Here is a 15,695-nt window from a genome sequence, read left to right as displayed (position 1 = left end):
TCGAAACGAAACGATCGGGGTGGAGGCGCAGCTCGGCTCGTCCGAGCGCAGCCCCCGCGCGTCGAAAGGACTCGGCACGCGCCGTGAAGGCGAAAGGGAGGGACATGAAGCAAGCAACGCCCGCGCCCGCCCGGATCGAGCAGACGTCGTACCACGCGGAGCCCGCCGAGGTCGTGCTCGCAGCCCTCGGGAGCTCCGAGAACGGCCTGCTCACCACGGAGGCCCAGCGCAGGCTCGCCGAGCACGGTCCGAACGTGCTGCCGCGGGCCGCCCGGGAAGGGCCGCTCTTGCTTTTGTACAGGCAAATCAAGAGCCCGCTCATCTACGTGCTCCTCGCGTCCGCGGCGCTCGCCTTCGCGCTCGGAAAGATCACGGACGGCGCCGTGGTGCTCGGCGTGGTCGTGCTGAACACGTTGATCGGGTTCATCCAGGAGTACCGCGCAGGGCAGGAAATCGAGGCGCTCGCGAGCCTCGTGCCCGAGCTCGTGACGGTGATGCGCGACGGCGGAAAGATCACCGTTCCCGCGGAGGAGCTCGCGCCCGGCGACGTCGTGCTCCTCGCAGCCGGTGACAAGGCCGCGGCCGACATGCGGCTCTTGCGCGTGAAAAACCTCGCGGCTGACGAGGCGCCGCTGACGGGGGAGTCGGTGCCGGTGCGCAAGCACGTCGAGCCAGTGCCGAAGGACGCCGCCGTGGCCGATCGGAAGAGCATGGTCCACGGCGGCACGTTGATCACGGTGGGCACGGGGCAAGCCGTGGTGGTGGCGACGGGCGCGCAGACGGAGATCGGGAAGATCTCGTCGATGCTGCGCGAAGCCGCAGAGCTCGAGACGCCCCTCACGCGCTCGCTTGCGCGCGTGGCGCAGGTGCTGACGGTGGCGATCGCGATCGTGGCGGCGTTGATGGTCGCCGTCGCGCTCGTGCGCGGGTATCCGTTCATCGAAGCGATCCTCGCGGGGATCACGCTGGCCGTGGCGGCGATCCCGGAGGGCTTGCCGGCGATCATCACGATCGCGCTGGCGATCGGCGTGCGACGGATGGCCGCGCGCCGCGCGGTGGTGCGGAAGCTGCCGGCCGTCGAGACGCTCGGGCAAGCCGGCGTCGTGTGCACGGACAAGACGGGCACGCTGACGCGGAGCGAGATGACGGTGGCGGCGATCTGGGCGCCGTCGGGGGGCTACGAGCTCTCGGGCGTGGGATATGCGCCGGAAGGCGAGCTGCGGCGTGAAGGAAAGGCCGTGGGCGCGGCGCCGGAGGACGTGCGCGCGCTCCTCCGGGCCGCGGCGTTGTGCAACGACGCGCGCCTCGTGCAGCGCGAGGGCGGGGGCTTCGGGATCACGGGGGATCCGACGGAAGCGGCGCTCGTCGTGGCCGCGCAGAAGCTCGGGATGAAGGGCGACCTGCTGCACGAGGAGGCGCCGCGGCGCGACGCGATCCCGTTCGAGTCGGAGCACAAGTACATGGCGACGCTGCACGTGACGGCGCCCCGCGCGCAGGAGATCCTGATGAAGGGCGCGCCGGAGGTGGTGCTCGGCCGCGCGGCTCGGCGCGTCGATGGCGAGCCGCTCGATCGATCCGCCGTGCTCGAACACGTGGAGGTGATGGCGTCGCGCGGGATGCGTGTGCTCGCGGTCGCGTCGCGCAAGCCCGAGGCGTGGATCGAGGGGCTCGGCGAGGCGGAGGTGGCGAGCGGCTTCGAACTGCTCGGGCTCGTGGGGATGATCGATCCGCCGCGGCCGGAGGCGATCGAGGCGGTGAAGGCGTGTCAACGCGCGGGCATCACGGTCAAGATGATCACGGGGGATCACCCGGTGACGGCGAAGGCGATCGGCCTCGAGATCGGCCTGCTCGTCGCTGCGGACGAGGTGGTGACGGGCCGCGAGCTCTCGGCGATGTCGCCCGCGGAGGTCGCGAAGGCGGCGTCGGCGCGGAACGTGTTCGCGCGCGTGGCGCCGGAGCACAAGCTCAGGCTCGTGGAGGCGCTACAAGCCGCGGGGCAAGTCGTCGCGATGACGGGCGACGGCGTGAACGACGCGCCGGCGCTGAAGCAAGCGAACATCGGCGTGGCCATGGGCATCACGGGGACGGCCGTCGCCAAACAAGCGGCCGACATCGTGCTGACGGACGACAACTTCGCGAGCATCCGCGCGGCCGTGGAGGAAGGGAGGCGCGTCTACGACAACCTGATCAAGGCGCTCGCGTTCGTGCTGCCGACGAACATCGGCGAGGCGCTCGTGCTCCTCATCGCGGTGCTCTTTTTCCCGCTGGTCGACGGGCGGCCGCTCCTGCCGATGGCGCCCGTGCAGATCCTCTGGATCAACCTCGTCGCCACGGTGACGCTCTCCTTGCCGCTCGCGTTCGAGGCCAAGGAGCCGAACCTGATGGAGCGGCCGCCGCGTCGCACGAGCGAGCCGATCCTGGGGCGGTTCGTGCTCGTGCGGACCGTGATCGTGGCGCTCCTGATGACGGCCGGCGCGGTGGGGCTCTTCTTGATGGAGTACCACGACAAGCTCGGCGATGGCCTGTCCCCGGAGTTCGCCCTGCGCGAGGCGCAGACGATGGCCGTGACCACGATGGTCCTCTTCCAGGTGTTCTACCTCCTGAACTGCCGCTCGCTCCACGGCTCGTCCCTTTCGATCGGGCTCTTCTCGAACCCGCTCGTGTACGTGGGGATCGGGACGCTCCTCTTGCTCCAGCTCGGGTTCGTGTACCTGCCGTTCATGCACACGCTCTTCGGCGCGGCCCCGCTCGGCGCCGCGGAGTGGGCGAAAGCCGTGGCCGCCGCCCTCGTGGTCCTGCCGGTCATCGGCCTGGAGAAGTGGTGGCAACGGCGGCGCTCCCTGCGACGGACCGGACGTACCCCGGGCGGACCGAGCTTCCCGGTCGTCCGCCCGCGGCTCCGGCCTCACCCCTCGTAAGGTCGGCGGATACGCGAAAATGCCGCCGGCGCCGCTTTCCTCGGAGCGGGCAAGGCTATACCCTCGCCGCGTCGGAGAAAAACCTCCCTCGCCAGACCCCCGCGGAGCTCGATGGAGACCGAGAGACCAAACGTCAGTGCGCCACGCGCGCCCGCGTGTCCGCTCGTGGGCCGGGACGAAGAGCTTTCCCTCCTCGCCGCCAATCTCACGGCCGTCGAAGAGCGGCGCGACACGCGCATCGTGACGATCGTCGGACCCGCAGGCATCGGCAAGACACGGCTCGTCGAAGAGTTCGTGGCGTCGCGCACGAACGAGGTCCGCGCGTTCGAAGGCAGCGCGCGGGACGGCTCGGTGTCGTTCTCGCCGTTCGCGCGGCTCATCCGCTCGCGCTTTGGCCTCGTGCGCGGCATGGATCCGGACGAGGCGCGCGCGACGATCCGGCAAAAGCTCGAGGGCGTGCTCGAACCGCGGCGCGTGAGCGACGCCGTGACGTTCCTCGGGCAGCTCCTCGGCCTGACCGAGGAGGAGAGCCCGCTGACGCGCGCCGTGAGCGACGACCCGCACGAGGCCGAGCTCGTGCGGCGCGCCGTGGTGAAGGCGTTCCTCGAAGCGGACGCGCAGACGGGCCCGCTCATCCTGGTGCTCGAAGACCTGCACGAGGCGCACGAGGACGCGCTCTCGCTGCTTCGCTACCTGCTCGAATACCTGACGGGCCCGATCTTCGTGATCTGCACGGGCCGCGACGACCTCGTCTACCGGCAGGAGGACTGGGCGCGCGTGGGCGAGCGCCGGCACACGCTGCTGGAGCTCGGTCCGCTCGGCGAGGAGGACAGCGCGCGCGTGTCGAGCGCGATGCTCGCCGTGTACACGAACGGCGGCGAGGTCCCCGCGCCGCTCGTGGAGACGGCGTGTGCGTTCGCGCGAGGGAACCCGGGGCTCCTCGCGCAGATGGTGGAGATCTACGCGGCCGAGGGCGTGATCGGCGAGGCCACGACGGAGGAGGGCGAGGCGCGGCTCGTGCTCTACCCGGAGCGGCTCGCGGCGGCGCGGCTGCCGGCGACGGTCGAGGACGCGGTGCAAGCGCGCGTGGCCTCGCTCGACGAGGACGAGCGCATCGTGCTCGAACAAGCGGCGGCGATGGGCGCCGTGTTCTGGAGCGGCGCGTTCGTGGCGCTCGCGCGCACGGGCCTCGAAGCGCCCGACCTCTGGGTCGAGGAAGAGACGGGCGACGTCGCGCGGATCGGGCGGATGCTCGATGGGCTGCACAAGAACGGGTGGATCCTCCGCCGCGCCGGGACGATTTTTCCGGGCTCGGTGGAGTACGCCTGGGCGCGGAGCGAGGAGCGCGAGGCGATCACGGCGCGGACGAGCGCGGAGGCGAAGAGCCTGTCGAACCGCGTCATCGCCGACTGGATGGAGCACCAGCCGGGCGTGCGCACGAGCGAGGAGCGGATCGCGTCGCTGGCGCGCCACCGCGAGCAAGCGGGCGAGTCGATCCAGGCGGGCATCGCGTACCTGGAGGCGGCGGCCGTGGCGCGGCGCAGGTACGCGAACGGCAAGTCGTGCGAGTACTACCAGCGGGGCCTCGAGCTGCTCGGCGACTCGCACGACGGCGCGCGGATCGACGCGCTGCACGCGTACGGCGACGTGCTCCAGTCGATGGGCTACATCGACGACGCGATGGCCGCGTTCCGCGGGATGCTGACGCTCGCGTACCGGCTCGACATGAAGAAGAAGGGCGGCGCCGCGCACAACCGCATCGGCCGGCTCTTCCGCGACATGGGCTCGCTCGACGAAGGCGAGCGGCACCTGGCGACGGCGATGTCGCTCTTCGAAGCCTCGGGCGACGAGCGCGGCGTGGCCTCGACGATCGACGACCTCGGCAAGATCGCGTGGCTGAAGGGCGAGTACGCGTCGGCCCTGACGAGCTTCCGCGACGGCCTCGCGCGGCGGCAGAAGCTCGGCGACCGGCGCTCGATCGCGCTCTCGCTCAACAACGTGGGCCTGGCGCTGCAGGACTCGGGTCAGTTCAAGGATGCGCTGGAGGCGTTCGAGCAGTCGCTCACGATCCGGCGCGAGGTCGGTGACCTCGTCGGCGTGGTGACGACGCTGAACAACCTCGGGACGATCGCCGAGGAGCGCCGGAACTTCCAGAAGGCGCTCGTGATGTTCGAGGAGGCGCTCGAGGTCGCGCAGCAGATCGGCGATCGGAACAAGATCGCGCTCGTGCTGACGAACATCGGGACGACGTACTACCGGAGCGGCGAGCCGGAGAAGGCGATCGGCGTGCTCGTGCGCGCCGAGGGCCTGTGCGACGAGCTCGGCGATCGGCTGAAGCTCGCGGAGACGCTGCGCGCGCTCGGCAAGGCGTACCTGATGCAAGGCGACCTCGCGAAGGCGCGCGACTGCATCGGCCGCGCGGTGGACCTCTTCGCCTCCGTGCGCAGCAAGGTGCACCTCGCCGCGGCGCTCCGGACGCTCGGCGAGATCACGGCGGCCGGCGGCTGGGGGCACGCGCATACGACGAGCGCGCGTGAGTACTTCGACCGCGCCGTGGCGATCTTCGAGCAGAGCGGCAACGAGGTGGAGCTCGCGCGGACGTTCAAGACCTACGCGCGTTTCCTGCGCAAGAACCCGGAGCTCGCCGGCAACGAAGACGTGCAGAAGGAGGCGGGCACGATGGATGCGCGCGCCGAGGCGATCTTCGGGCGGCTCCAACTGACGAGCGGGAGCAAGTCGGAGCTGCCGCCGTCGCCGGAGGCGGAGATCGAGGTGGGGTGACGGGAGCCTCGCCTCCGTGCTACCCGGCTTTCATGTCAACGTTCGGTCCCCGTAACGTCAGCGACTCGATCACGACGATGACCGAGTACGTCCTCCCGACGCACGCGAACGCGCTCGGGAACGTGTTCGGCGGGCAGATCCTCGCGTGGATCGATCTCTGCGCGGCGATCTGCGCGCAGCGCCATGCAGGGAGGCTCGCGGTGACCGCCGAGTTCGACGACGTGTCGTTCGAGGCGCCCATCCAGGTCGGGCAGGTCGTGCTCCTCCGCGCGCGCGTCACGGCGGCGTTCCGCACGTCGGTCGAGATCCTCGTCGACGTCGAGGGCGAGGACGCGCCCTCGGGCAAGCGTTGGCGCTGCGCCCACGCGTTCGTGACCTTCGTGGCGATGCAGGAGGTCGACGGCGCGCTCAAGCCCGCGCCCGTCCCGTCCCTCGTCTGCGAGACCGAGGAGGATCGGGCGCTCGCCGTGGAGGCGAACGATCGGAGGATTCAGCGTTTGGCGCGGCGCAAGCGTCGCGATGCACAACGAAGCGTGGGGTGAGTAACGGGGATCGAACCCGCGACAACTGGTACCACAAACCAGCGCTCTACCAACTGAGCTATACCCACCACGGTACGACCCCTGAGGGGCAACACCAGGCGCGCACTATACACGGTTCACTGTAGCGCGCAACGACTTCGTTTTAGATCCCTCGCCAGCGCTCGGCGGCCGTCGTCCGGGCTTGCGTGACCTCGCCCGTGTGCCGGAAGGAGGCGGGCGGCGCGCTGCTCGACGTGGACTCGGCCGTCACCGCGCGCGTGGCGCCGAGCAGCGTCTCCGCGAGCGAGCTCGAGAGCGCCGCGAGGTCGTAGCCCCCCTCCAGGAAAAACGCGAGCCGGCCCTCGGCGCTGCGCTGCGCCGCGCGCGCGACCAGCGCCGCCATCGTCGCGTAGCCCTGATCGGACACGCACATGTCCGCCAGCGGATCCCGCTGGTGCGCGTCGAACCCCGCCGACACGAGGATCAGCTCCGGCGCGAACGCCTCCAGCACGGGATCGACGATCTGCCGGAACGCCTCCGCGTACACCCGATCCCCCGCGCCCTGCGAGAGCGGCACGTTCACCGTGTAGCCCTCCGCGTCGCCCGCGCCCTTCTCGCGCAGCCCGCCCGTGCCCGGGTAGTACGGGTACTGGTGGAGCGAGATGTAGAGCACGCGTGGATCGGTCCAGAAGATGTCCTGCGTGCCGTTGCCGTGATGGACGTCCCAGTCGAGGATCGCCACGCGTTCGAGGCCCTTGGCGAGCGCGCTCGCGGCCGCGACCGCGACGTTGTTCAAGAGGCAGAAGCCCATGCCGCGGCTGCGCGTCGCGTGGTGGCCGGGCGGGCGCAGGAGCGCGAGGCCGGGCGCGCGCGCCTCGCCGGGCTTCTGGCTCGACGGGTCGAGCAGCGCGTCGACGAGCGTGATGCCGGCGCCCGCCGCGCGCCGCGCCGCCGCGACGGACGAGGGCGCGAGGTACGTGTCCGGATCGAGCGACGCGTGATGGCCGGCGAGGTTCGCGAGGCTCGCGAGGTAGGCCTCGTCGTGCACGCGCGCGAGCTCCTCTTCCGTCGCGTCCCGTGTCTCGACGGAGACGACGCCGAGGCCTTCCGCCGCGCAACGATCGAGCGCCGCGCGCGCCGCGTGCAGGCGCTCGGGGCGCTCGGGGTGGTAGCCGCGCGAGCGGTGGTCGTCGAAGAGCGCGTCACCGACGACGAGGATCTGCGAGGCGGGGTTCGTTGCGATCATGGCACTCCGGCGGGGACGGTTGAGGACTCGCCCGGGCGGATGGTAACGTCCTTTTCTACGATCGGGGGCTACGCTCGGACAAGCCGAGCTACGCCCCCGCACCCCCGCCCGTCGCCCCCAAAGGAGGGCGGCCTTTCATGCGCGCAAAAATCATTGCCGTTTTTACGGTCGTCGTGCTGGTGGTAGGGGTCCTCGCGTTTGCCTTGACCCGGGCCTCCTTGAATCCGGGGTCGCCCAGGGCTGACGCGGCCCGAGCGCTCGTCGCTGCCGAGGCGGTCCTTCGGGTCCAGGCGGGGGAGGCCGAGCGGTGGCTCGCATCCCAGGCCGCGGATCCGCTGGTCCGTGAGCCGTTCAGCGCAGGCACGGGCCAGGCCAGGAGCGACGGCGCCACGAGCGTGGCGAACGGTATCAAGAGCGCCACCGGCAAGGCGCCCGTGATCGCTGGGCTCGGGCCCTCGCTCGTCGTGCTCGTGGATGCGAAGGGCACGGCGCTCGGCCGGGATGGCTCGCCGTTCTTGCGCGGCGATGACCTGGGTGGGATTTACCCGGCGCTCCGGGCCGGGCTCGCCGAGGGGCGGACGGGCTCCGACGTATGGGTGACGCCCGCCCGGAACGAGCAATTGCTCGTGTCCTGGGCGCCCATCCGGGGCGAAAACGGGCAGGTGCTCGGCGGGCTCGTCCTCGGGACGTCGCTGAGCGACGGGCGCTTGACGGACGTGGCGAACCAGACGAGCGGGGCCACGCTCTGGTTCGAGGTCAAGGACAAGGACGGCTATCGTATCGTCGCGCAATCGAAGGGCGGCACGCCGGACCTCGCCGCGGCGATCGATACGAAGCAGCTCGAAGCGGGCGCGGCGTCGGCGCTCTCGTCCGGGCAGGCCGTCGACGTGACGGCATTGCCGCCCGATTTCGGCGTGAAGGTGGGCCCGCTCGGCGGGTATGGCGACGGGAAGCGCGCGCTGCTCGTGGCGGTGGCGCGGGCGAACGCGCCGGCCGCGACGACGCTTTTGTTTCCGTTCCTCGGGGCCATTGCGCTCGGCATCGTGCTCGTGGCCATTGCGGGGCATATCCTCGGGCAATCGATCATGCGTCCGATCGAGGAGGTCGAGGAGGGGCTGCTCGCCATCATGAACGGGCGGACGGACCTGCGCTTCCAGATCGAGCACCCGGAGTTCGGCGGGCTCGTCTCGCGGCTGAACAGCCTTTTGAGCCAGCTCCTCGGCATGCCGGAGGACGAGACCGGCGCGCCGCCGGCGGCGATGGTGGTGCGGGGCAAGGAGCCCGAGGAGGCGCTCGCGGTCGACGAGTCGCTCGCGCAGAATCGGGCCTCCGGCGAGGCGACGGCGCTCGGGGCGGAAGACGAGGCCGCCTATCACCAGCGGATCTTCGACGATTACATGCGCGCAAAGAAGAGCGTCGGGGATCCGGTCGATCACATCACGCGGGATGCGTTCGTCGCGCGTATCGTGGCGAGCGAGAAGCAGATGGCGCAGAAGCACGGAAAACCCGTGCGGTACAAGGTCGAGGTGCGGGGCAAGGAGGTTGTCTTGCTCGCGGTGCCGCTGGCCTGAGAGGTCGTTCGGCGGTCTCGACCCGGTCGAGGGACCTCTTGGAGCGGGTGGAGGACCTTCTGGAGGAGGTCGAGTGACCTCCTGGAGGCGGTCGTGGACTGCCTCAACCTGGTTGCCGATCGGTTGGAGAAGGTCGGTGGATGGTCTCGACCCGGTCGAGTGACCTCCTGGAGGCGGTCGTGGACCTCCCGGAGGAGGTCGAGTGACCTCCTCGAACCGGTCGCGGACCTCCTCGAACCGGTCGCGGACCTCCTCGAACCGGTCGCGGACCTGCTGGAGAGGGTCGGTGGATGGTCTCGACCCGGTCGTGAACCTCCTGGAGGCTGTCGGGAACCTCCTGAAGGCGCTCGTGAACCGCCCAGGGCGCCATGGGACCAAGGTCCCATATCCGGCGCTCCGGGGTCGTCGTAAAGGCGGAAGCGAAGACATCAGGGAGCGCATTCCTGATGGGAGAAAGGATCGTCATGTCAGCATCCCCTACGCAAGCCACGTCCGCCGAAGCGCTCGACCTCGTGTTTTGGGACCCGTCGGGGTACCGGTGGAATGGCCCCGGCGACTGGAACCAGTGGCGTTACATCCCCGACGGGTTGGGCGGCGAGATCGGCGTCCGCTTCGGCGTCAGCGCCGGCTTCGGCACCTTCGATTGGAACCTCGGGGGCGTGGCCCCGCACGGCTCGGTCAAGGACGGCACCGGCACCTCCTCGTTCGGGAAGAACGAGCAGGCGAACATGGCATCGGCCAGCGTCAATGCCATCCGCATGCAGGCCAACAAGCAATTCACCGGCGCCAGGAACAATTTCACGGTCGAGTTCGACTTCACCCGCTACAAGGGCTCGAAGGTCGGGGGCAAGGACGGCGTCGCGGGGGCAAACACGCTCATCGGCGTGAGCGACATCTACGCGGGCCTGACCTACGCGAGGACGACGGTCACCATCACCGGCACGCTCGAAAACGGCAGCGCCGTCAGCCCGGCAGGCTGGAAGCTGTACAACGGCGGCGTCGCGCCGAATACGGCCGGCGGCAACCAGCCGAGCGCGCAATTGAGCCTCGCGAACGGCGTTCTTCAGGGAACCAACAGGCCCGCCCCCGGCGGCCAGGCCAATTCGATCGACACCGTGATGGGCCTGGTGCGGCTCGACGCGGCCGGCTGCAAGACCCTGCGCTTGAGCTACGACCTCTATCCGATGCCGGGAAGCTTTGGGCCGCGTATCGACAATTCGGGGCTGTACGTCGCCTCCGCCTTCCCGCGCAAGCCGGTCGAGCCGCCGAAGGCCGCCGAGCCGCCGAAGGCCGTCGAGCCGCCCAAGGCCGCCGAGCCTTCCACGCCCGCGAAGCCGGTCCCTCCCACGGTCGTGATCAAGGACCCCGGGAAGCCTGGGACGACGACCAGCTATACCTACACCGTGAAGAACCCGGACGGCTCGATCGCGGGCAAGGGCTGCTTCACCTACGAGACCCCGGCCGACGGCGGCCCGCCCAAGCTCGTCGCATTCTATTACCACGACAACGTCGTGGGCACGATCAACCAGAGCAACGTCCAGACGTTTTATTTCGATCCGGAAGGTGACGACAAGCGCTTCACGTTCGTCACCGGGACCCCGGCCAAGGGCATTTGCAGCCTGACCGCGGACACCACCCTGCCGGCGCAGCTCACGGGAATCGGCGGCGAAGGCCCGCAGAGCTACCTCGGCAAGACGATCGAGTTCCCGAAGCTCGCCACGGGGACCACGACCACGGACGAGAGTACGTCCATTCCGGCGGTCGATCTCGTGGTGGTCATCGACTCCAGCGTCTCGATGAAGGACGAGGCGAACGCGCTGAGCGAGGCGGTCACCGCGGCCATCGAGGTGGCCAAGACGAAATGCCCCTCGGACCTGCGCGTCACGTACCTGGGCATCGAAGGGACGTTCAAGAACACCCGCTTCGACACCACGGTCAAGACGTACCTGACCACCACGGCAAAGGCGGACGAGGCCGCGCTGCGGGGTCGAAAGAAGGGTACGGTGGAGGGCGGCGGCGCGCAGGAGGACGGGGCGCGCGCCATCGAGGACGTGGTCGCGCATTACGACTGGCGGCCCAGCGCCAAGCGCGCGGTCTTTTTCCTGGGCGACGAGGCCTTCGAGGGCGGCGGCGCGGACATCGACAAGGAGGATATCGCCGCCGCCAATCGTGCCGTCGACGCCGCCAAGAAGGGCGACGTCCGCGTCCACACGTACCTCGGGACGAGCGGCGCGAAGGAGAAGCAGCGCAAGGCGCTGGAAGAGGAGTTCGCGCGTGTGGCCAGCGAGACCGGCGGCAAGGCGTTCACGTCGAAGGACGCGCTGAACGGCTTCCAGGCCCTCCTGGAGAAGGTGATCTGCGGGAGCAAGACGAGCACGACCACCACGACCGAGTTCTGCTGCTGCCAGGAATACGTGGAGCAGCCCGAGGCAAAGCCCTGAGCGGGCGGCCGTAGGCATGAAAGGAGGGCGACCATGGCGACCGTGAAATTCTCAGCGGATTGGACCCATCAGCAGAGCGGCGACATTCGATCCGGGGAAGCCTTGCAGATCGACTACGCGACGGAGCGGGTGTGTCATTGCAGGGCGACGCGTTATGGGCAGAAGGCGTGGAGCATCAGCGCCAACGTCCGATTTCACCCGAGCGGGCAGGAGCAAGCCGCCGATGTGTCCTCGGGCGCGTGCCAGGTGAACGTGCCCGCGAACACCAGCCGGATCGAGATCTGGTTTCACAATACCGATCACACGGGCTGCTCGGCCTGGGATAGTCGCTACGGCCAGAACTACGGATTCGACGTGAAGGCCGCCGGCTGAACCGTCCCGCTTCCGCCCCCGCCTCCGCCTCCGCATCCGCGGAGGAGCGCTCCTGCAAATCAGCGCGTTTTCTGGCCCGCCTCCCGCAGGCCGAGTATCTCCCGGCCGCGTCGGGGATGGGATCGATTCGCATCCCTCGAAGCATTCAACCAGGAGGAACAGCGCGCATGGTGGGAACAAAGCCGGGCAAACTTCGGGTCGGGATCGTGAGTGCAAATTGGGGCGCGATCGCCCACCTTCCGGCGTGGCGGCTGCTCGGTGACGTGGAAGTCACCGCGATCTGCACGTCGCGGCAGGAGACCGCGGAAGCCGCCGCGAAGCAGCTCGCGGTGGCCCGGCCCTTTTGGGACTTCGAGCGCATGTGCGCCGATCCGGACATCGATGTCATCGACGCGGGCACGAATCCAATCCTTCGCGAGAAAATCGTCACGGCGGCCCTCCACGCCGGCAAGCACGTGGTCAACCAGCTCCCCTTCACCTCCTCGCTGGAGGCGGCCGAGAGGCTCTTCGCGCTGCAACACGAGAAGGGCGTCGTGGGCGCCGCGGCCTGCAGCGTCGTGGGCCTGCCGCACCTTTCGCTGATGAAGGAGATGATCGACGAGGGAACCATCGGTGAGGTCTTCCAGGTGCATTGTGCTTGGCAGATGTCGTTCTTCCTCAAGATCCTCCCCGGCTTTCCCTATACCTGGTTCGGCAAGGCGGGCCTGGGCGTCAGCGTCACGCGCAACCAGGGGTCGCACATGCTGCACGCCCTCCGGCACGTGTTCGGTCCCATTGCATCCGTCGTCGGGCAGATGCAGACGCAGTTGAAGACCTGGGAGCTGCCGAGCGGGGAGACCATGCAGGTGGAGACCGATGACACCTCGCATGCCCTGCTCCGGTTCGCGAACGGCGGGATGGGGACCCTGACGACCTCGTGGACTGCGGCCGACAGCCCAGGTTTTCATATCGACGCGTTCGGCAGCAAGGGTCGTCTGCGGCTCGACGCTCTGCACTACCCGAGCATCGCTTCCGCCAAGCTGGTTGCGGCCGAGAGCAATTTCGCCATGCAGCCCACGGGCCAGGAAGTGCCGGTTCCGGAGCGCCTGTGCAGAATCGACGGCCACGTCGTCGCGGCCGACCCGACGGACGGGAGCGGCGGGCAGCGCGTGTCGCTCGGGAGGCTTTTCGAGGGATTCACGCGGGCCGTCCGTGACGGGGGCGAGCCGCCGGCGAGCTTCGCGCGTGCGGTCGAAGTGCAAAGGATCGTCGAGGCGCTCTACGCGTCGCACCGGCGCAAGGCTTGGGTCGACCTCACGCCGGGAGCGGACCTCGGCTGACTCGAAAAAGGCGTGGGCCTCGCGAAAACCACCTCGCGAGGCCCCCACCCGAGCGGGCGAAATCAGGGCATCATCGAGCCGCCGCCGCCGGCGCCGCCCATCCCACCGGCGCCGCCGGTGCCGCCCATCCCACCGGCGCCGCCGGCGCCGCCCATTCCGCCGGCGCCGCCCATTCCCCCAGCGCCGCCCATTCCGCCGGTGCCGCCCATTCCGCCGGTGCCGGCGCCGCCCATTCCGCCGGCACCACCGGCCCCCGTCGTGCTGCTGCTCGACGAGGTCGTGGCGTTGTTCCCGACGGGAATGTTCTCCTCCTCCACGTCCCCGCAGGCCACGAACGCAGCGCCGCAAAGCACGGCGCACGGGAGGGCCATGGCAAAGGTTCGCATGGGATCACTCGACGAAGATCGCCCCCGTCATCCCTCCGAGGGCGTGCGTGTCACAGTAATACCCGAACGTGCCCTTGTCCGGGAGGTTGAAGCTCGCCCCCATTCCGGTGGTCGTCTTCTTGATCGGCGAGGCGGCGTCCTCGTTCTTCATGAGCCCCTCGACCGTACCGCCCACGAGCGGGTGGATCGTGAAATTCGACTCGAAGATCACGTCCGCCCCCGCCTTCACGCGAATGCACTTCGGCGCGTACGCGAGGCCCATGCTCTTCACGGTCGCGGACGCATCGGCCGTGTGATCCTCGGCCATATCCACCGTACAGCCATTGACGGCCATCATCCCGCCGCCGCCCGCGCCGCCGCCGCCTCCCGCGCCGCCCATACCCCCGGCGCCGCCCATGCCACCCATTCCACCGGCACCGCCCATGCCACCCATTCCACCGGCGCCGCCCATCCCACCGGTGCCGCCCATACCGCCGGTGCCGCCGCTGCCGGCCGTCCCGCCCGTGCCGCCGCTGCCGCCGGTATCGTCACCACAACCCGCGCCCGCAGCCAGCATCGCGCCCACGACCAGAAGCATACCAATTGTTCGCATGTTCAAGCTACCGACCTTTCTCGCGTGGTCCGGCTCCCCCCGGATGCCGGATCCACATAGGACGGCAACCCTATCACCCTTTCCGTATCCGCGTCTTCACGATGCACGACCTCGACGGGGCTGGAATCTCCGATTACCATCCTTCGTGCATACAGATCCCGGCGGATCTGGAATCCTGGAGCACCATCCTCCTCGGATGCCATCGTTCATCCGCTCGGCCCTTCCGCCCAGGCGAGGATCGGCTTACCTTTCCAGGTGTCGTGATGCGCTGCGCACCTCCCCCGGATTTTCGGTACGTGTGGCTGGTCCCGGGTCCGAGCTTCCGGGCGCTCACGCTGGCCGCCGGCACGGTGGGGCTCTCGAGCCTCGGGCTCGCGCTCGGGCCGGAGACGGCGGCCTGGTCGCTCACGTCGGGCTCGCTCCCGATCGGGCTCGCCGTGGCCGGCGGTGCGGCGTTCGCCGTGGGCCTCGTGCGGCAGATCCAGAGGCCACGGGCGCCCTCCGGGGCGCGCGAGGTGAACATGGCCATCGTGCCCTGGGGCGTGCTCGTCGATCCGGGCGCGGAGGCGCGGATCCTGCGCTGGTCGGCCGTTCGGAAGGTCGAGGTCGAGGTGAAGCACACGCTCCGCGGCGGTACGCCCGCGATCGTGTCGAGCGTGGTGACGGTGCAGACCGAGCACGACGTGCTCGCCGGACACGCGCCCGGGGCCGTGGGGCTGGAGTCGCTGACGGTGAACCTCGACGCCTACACGGACGAGGCGTCGCGCCCGCTCGCCACGGACCTCGAAGGAATGGACGCGCTCGACGAGGACGGGCTCGGGCCCGTGGTGGGCCTTCTCCTGCGGCACGCGCAGGAGCTCTGCTCGACGAGCCGGGGGGCGGCGCGGCTGCACTTGCCGGCGGGCGATTATCGCCGGGCGTTGCTGCGGGCGCCGGGCCCCGAGACCGTGGCCGTGCTCGGACGCGCGCTCGCAGGCGACGTGCCGGGAGCAGCGGATCCGCGGCCGATCGCGGCGCTCTGCGCGGCCTTGCTCGGCGCCCAGGCCGTGACGCCGAAGCTCCTGCGCCTGTCGAGCTCGCCGCATCCGATCGTCGCCGCCGTGGCGCGCGCAGCGGCGCTGCGGCTCGGGGTCGCCCCCGCGAAGGTGGGGTCGATCGAGGAGGTGGACGAATTTTTGTTCGAGGAAGACCGCGCGATCATCGCCCGGATCGCCGCGGGAATCGATTGAACGGCGCGTCGGATCCTTTGACCACATATTGGTATCGAAAGGAAAAACAGACGGGACTTTCTTGCGGGCCCCCTTGTTCCCCTGCTAGCTCTCTTGGAGGAGAAACGGTGGTGCAGAGGCGGCGGATCGTGATGGGGCTTTTCGGGCTCGGGGCGCTTGGGCTCGGCGCTTGCGCTCGCTCGATGCCGATGCCCGGGGAGACCACGTCGAGCGCCGAGGGCGGGCCGTCCGCGTCCGCGTCCGCCGCCCCGTCCGCCTCCGCCGCGGCGCCCGTGGCCACGGCCCTCGCGGCCGGCACGACCGCGCCGGCCGCCGCGCC

At 69.7% G+C, this 15,695-nt stretch carries 11 protein-coding genes, 1 tRNA gene and 1 pseudogene; 9 read left to right on the top strand and 4 right to left on the bottom strand.

Features of this window, described 5'->3' with window-relative positions; translation table 11 throughout:
- Window positions 1-104: 104 nt before the first annotated feature.
- The 3 genes from QHF89_RS42225 (at window position 105) to QHF89_RS42215 (ending at window position 6,241) form a co-directional block, all read left to right on the top strand.
- The gene (locus tag QHF89_RS42225; RefSeq protein ID WP_136972510.1) at window positions 105-2,918 is read left to right on the top strand and encodes a cation-translocating P-type ATPase; all 2,814 of its coding nucleotides are present in this window, start codon (window positions 105-107) and stop codon (window positions 2,916-2,918) included.
- 111 nt (window positions 2,919-3,029) lie between these two features.
- Window positions 3,030-5,699 carry an ATP-binding protein gene (locus tag QHF89_RS42220; RefSeq protein WP_136972509.1) on the top strand — a complete coding sequence of 890 codons (2,670 nt, stop codon included), beginning with the start codon at window positions 3,030-3,032 and terminating at the stop codon, window positions 5,697-5,699.
- Window positions 5,700-5,731: 32 nt separating this feature from the next.
- Complete coding sequence (locus tag QHF89_RS42215; protein WP_136972508.1) at window positions 5,732-6,241, top strand: acyl-CoA thioesterase; 510 nt, start codon at window positions 5,732-5,734, stop codon at window positions 6,239-6,241.
- On the opposite strand, the gene QHF89_RS42210 is transcribed toward QHF89_RS42215, so the two are convergent.
- A tRNA-His gene (locus QHF89_RS42210) sits at window positions 6,234-6,309 on the bottom strand. The two genes, QHF89_RS42215 and QHF89_RS42210, sit on opposite strands and share 8 nt — an antisense overlap.
- A gap of 74 nt (window positions 6,310-6,383) precedes the next feature.
- Window positions 6,384-7,466, bottom strand: coding sequence for a histone deacetylase family protein (locus QHF89_RS42205; protein ID WP_136928653.1), 1,083 nt, complete (start codon window positions 7,464-7,466; stop codon window positions 6,384-6,386).
- A gap of 137 nt (window positions 7,467-7,603) precedes the next feature.
- On the opposite strand from QHF89_RS42205, the gene QHF89_RS42200 reads away from it, so the two are divergent.
- From QHF89_RS42200 to QHF89_RS42185, 4 genes are all read left to right on the top strand, one after another.
- Window positions 7,604-9,037 (top strand): MXAN_5187 C-terminal domain-containing protein, encoded by a 1,434-nt coding sequence (locus QHF89_RS42200; RefSeq protein ID WP_136972507.1) that lies wholly within the window; start codon window positions 7,604-7,606, stop codon window positions 9,035-9,037.
- Between the two features lie 464 nt (window positions 9,038-9,501).
- On the top strand, window positions 9,502-11,478 hold the full coding sequence (locus QHF89_RS42195) for a vWA domain-containing protein (protein WP_136972506.1): 1,977 nt from the start codon (window positions 9,502-9,504) through the stop codon (window positions 11,476-11,478).
- A gap of 33 nt (window positions 11,479-11,511) precedes the next feature.
- Window positions 11,512-11,850 (top strand): DUF6209 family protein, encoded by a 339-nt coding sequence (locus QHF89_RS42190; RefSeq protein ID WP_136972505.1) that lies wholly within the window; start codon window positions 11,512-11,514, stop codon window positions 11,848-11,850.
- A gap of 167 nt (window positions 11,851-12,017) precedes the next feature.
- Window positions 12,018-13,169 (top strand): Gfo/Idh/MocA family protein, encoded by a 1,152-nt coding sequence (locus QHF89_RS42185; protein WP_284721645.1) that lies wholly within the window; start codon window positions 12,018-12,020, stop codon window positions 13,167-13,169.
- Window positions 13,170-13,231: 62 nt separating this feature from the next.
- Here the strand turns inward: QHF89_RS42185 and QHF89_RS42180 are convergent, their stop codons facing one another.
- Both QHF89_RS42180 and QHF89_RS42175 read right to left on the bottom strand, forming a co-directional pair.
- On the bottom strand, window positions 13,232-13,555 hold the full coding sequence (locus QHF89_RS42180; RefSeq protein WP_136972503.1) for a hypothetical protein: 324 nt from the start codon (window positions 13,553-13,555) through the stop codon (window positions 13,232-13,234).
- Between the two features lie 4 nt (window positions 13,556-13,559).
- Complete coding sequence (locus QHF89_RS42175; protein ID WP_284721644.1) at window positions 13,560-14,147, bottom strand: plastocyanin/azurin family copper-binding protein; 588 nt, start codon at window positions 14,145-14,147, stop codon at window positions 13,560-13,562.
- Between the two features lie 263 nt (window positions 14,148-14,410).
- Between QHF89_RS42175 and QHF89_RS42170 the strand changes: the two genes are divergently transcribed.
- Both QHF89_RS42170 and QHF89_RS42165 read left to right on the top strand, forming a co-directional pair.
- Complete coding sequence (locus QHF89_RS42170) at window positions 14,411-15,376, top strand: hypothetical protein (protein WP_136972502.1); 966 nt, start codon at window positions 14,411-14,413, stop codon at window positions 15,374-15,376.
- Between the two features lie 107 nt (window positions 15,377-15,483).
- Window positions 15,484-15,695, top strand: a pseudogene (locus tag QHF89_RS42165) (hypothetical protein); the annotation flags it as partial.

The sequence above is a fragment of the Polyangium sorediatum genome (genome assembly GCF_029946465.1).
Classification (GTDB): domain Bacteria; phylum Myxococcota_A; class Polyangia; order Polyangiales; family Polyangiaceae; genus Polyangium; species Polyangium fumosum.
This window is presented reverse-complemented; position numbering and strand designations above follow the sequence as displayed.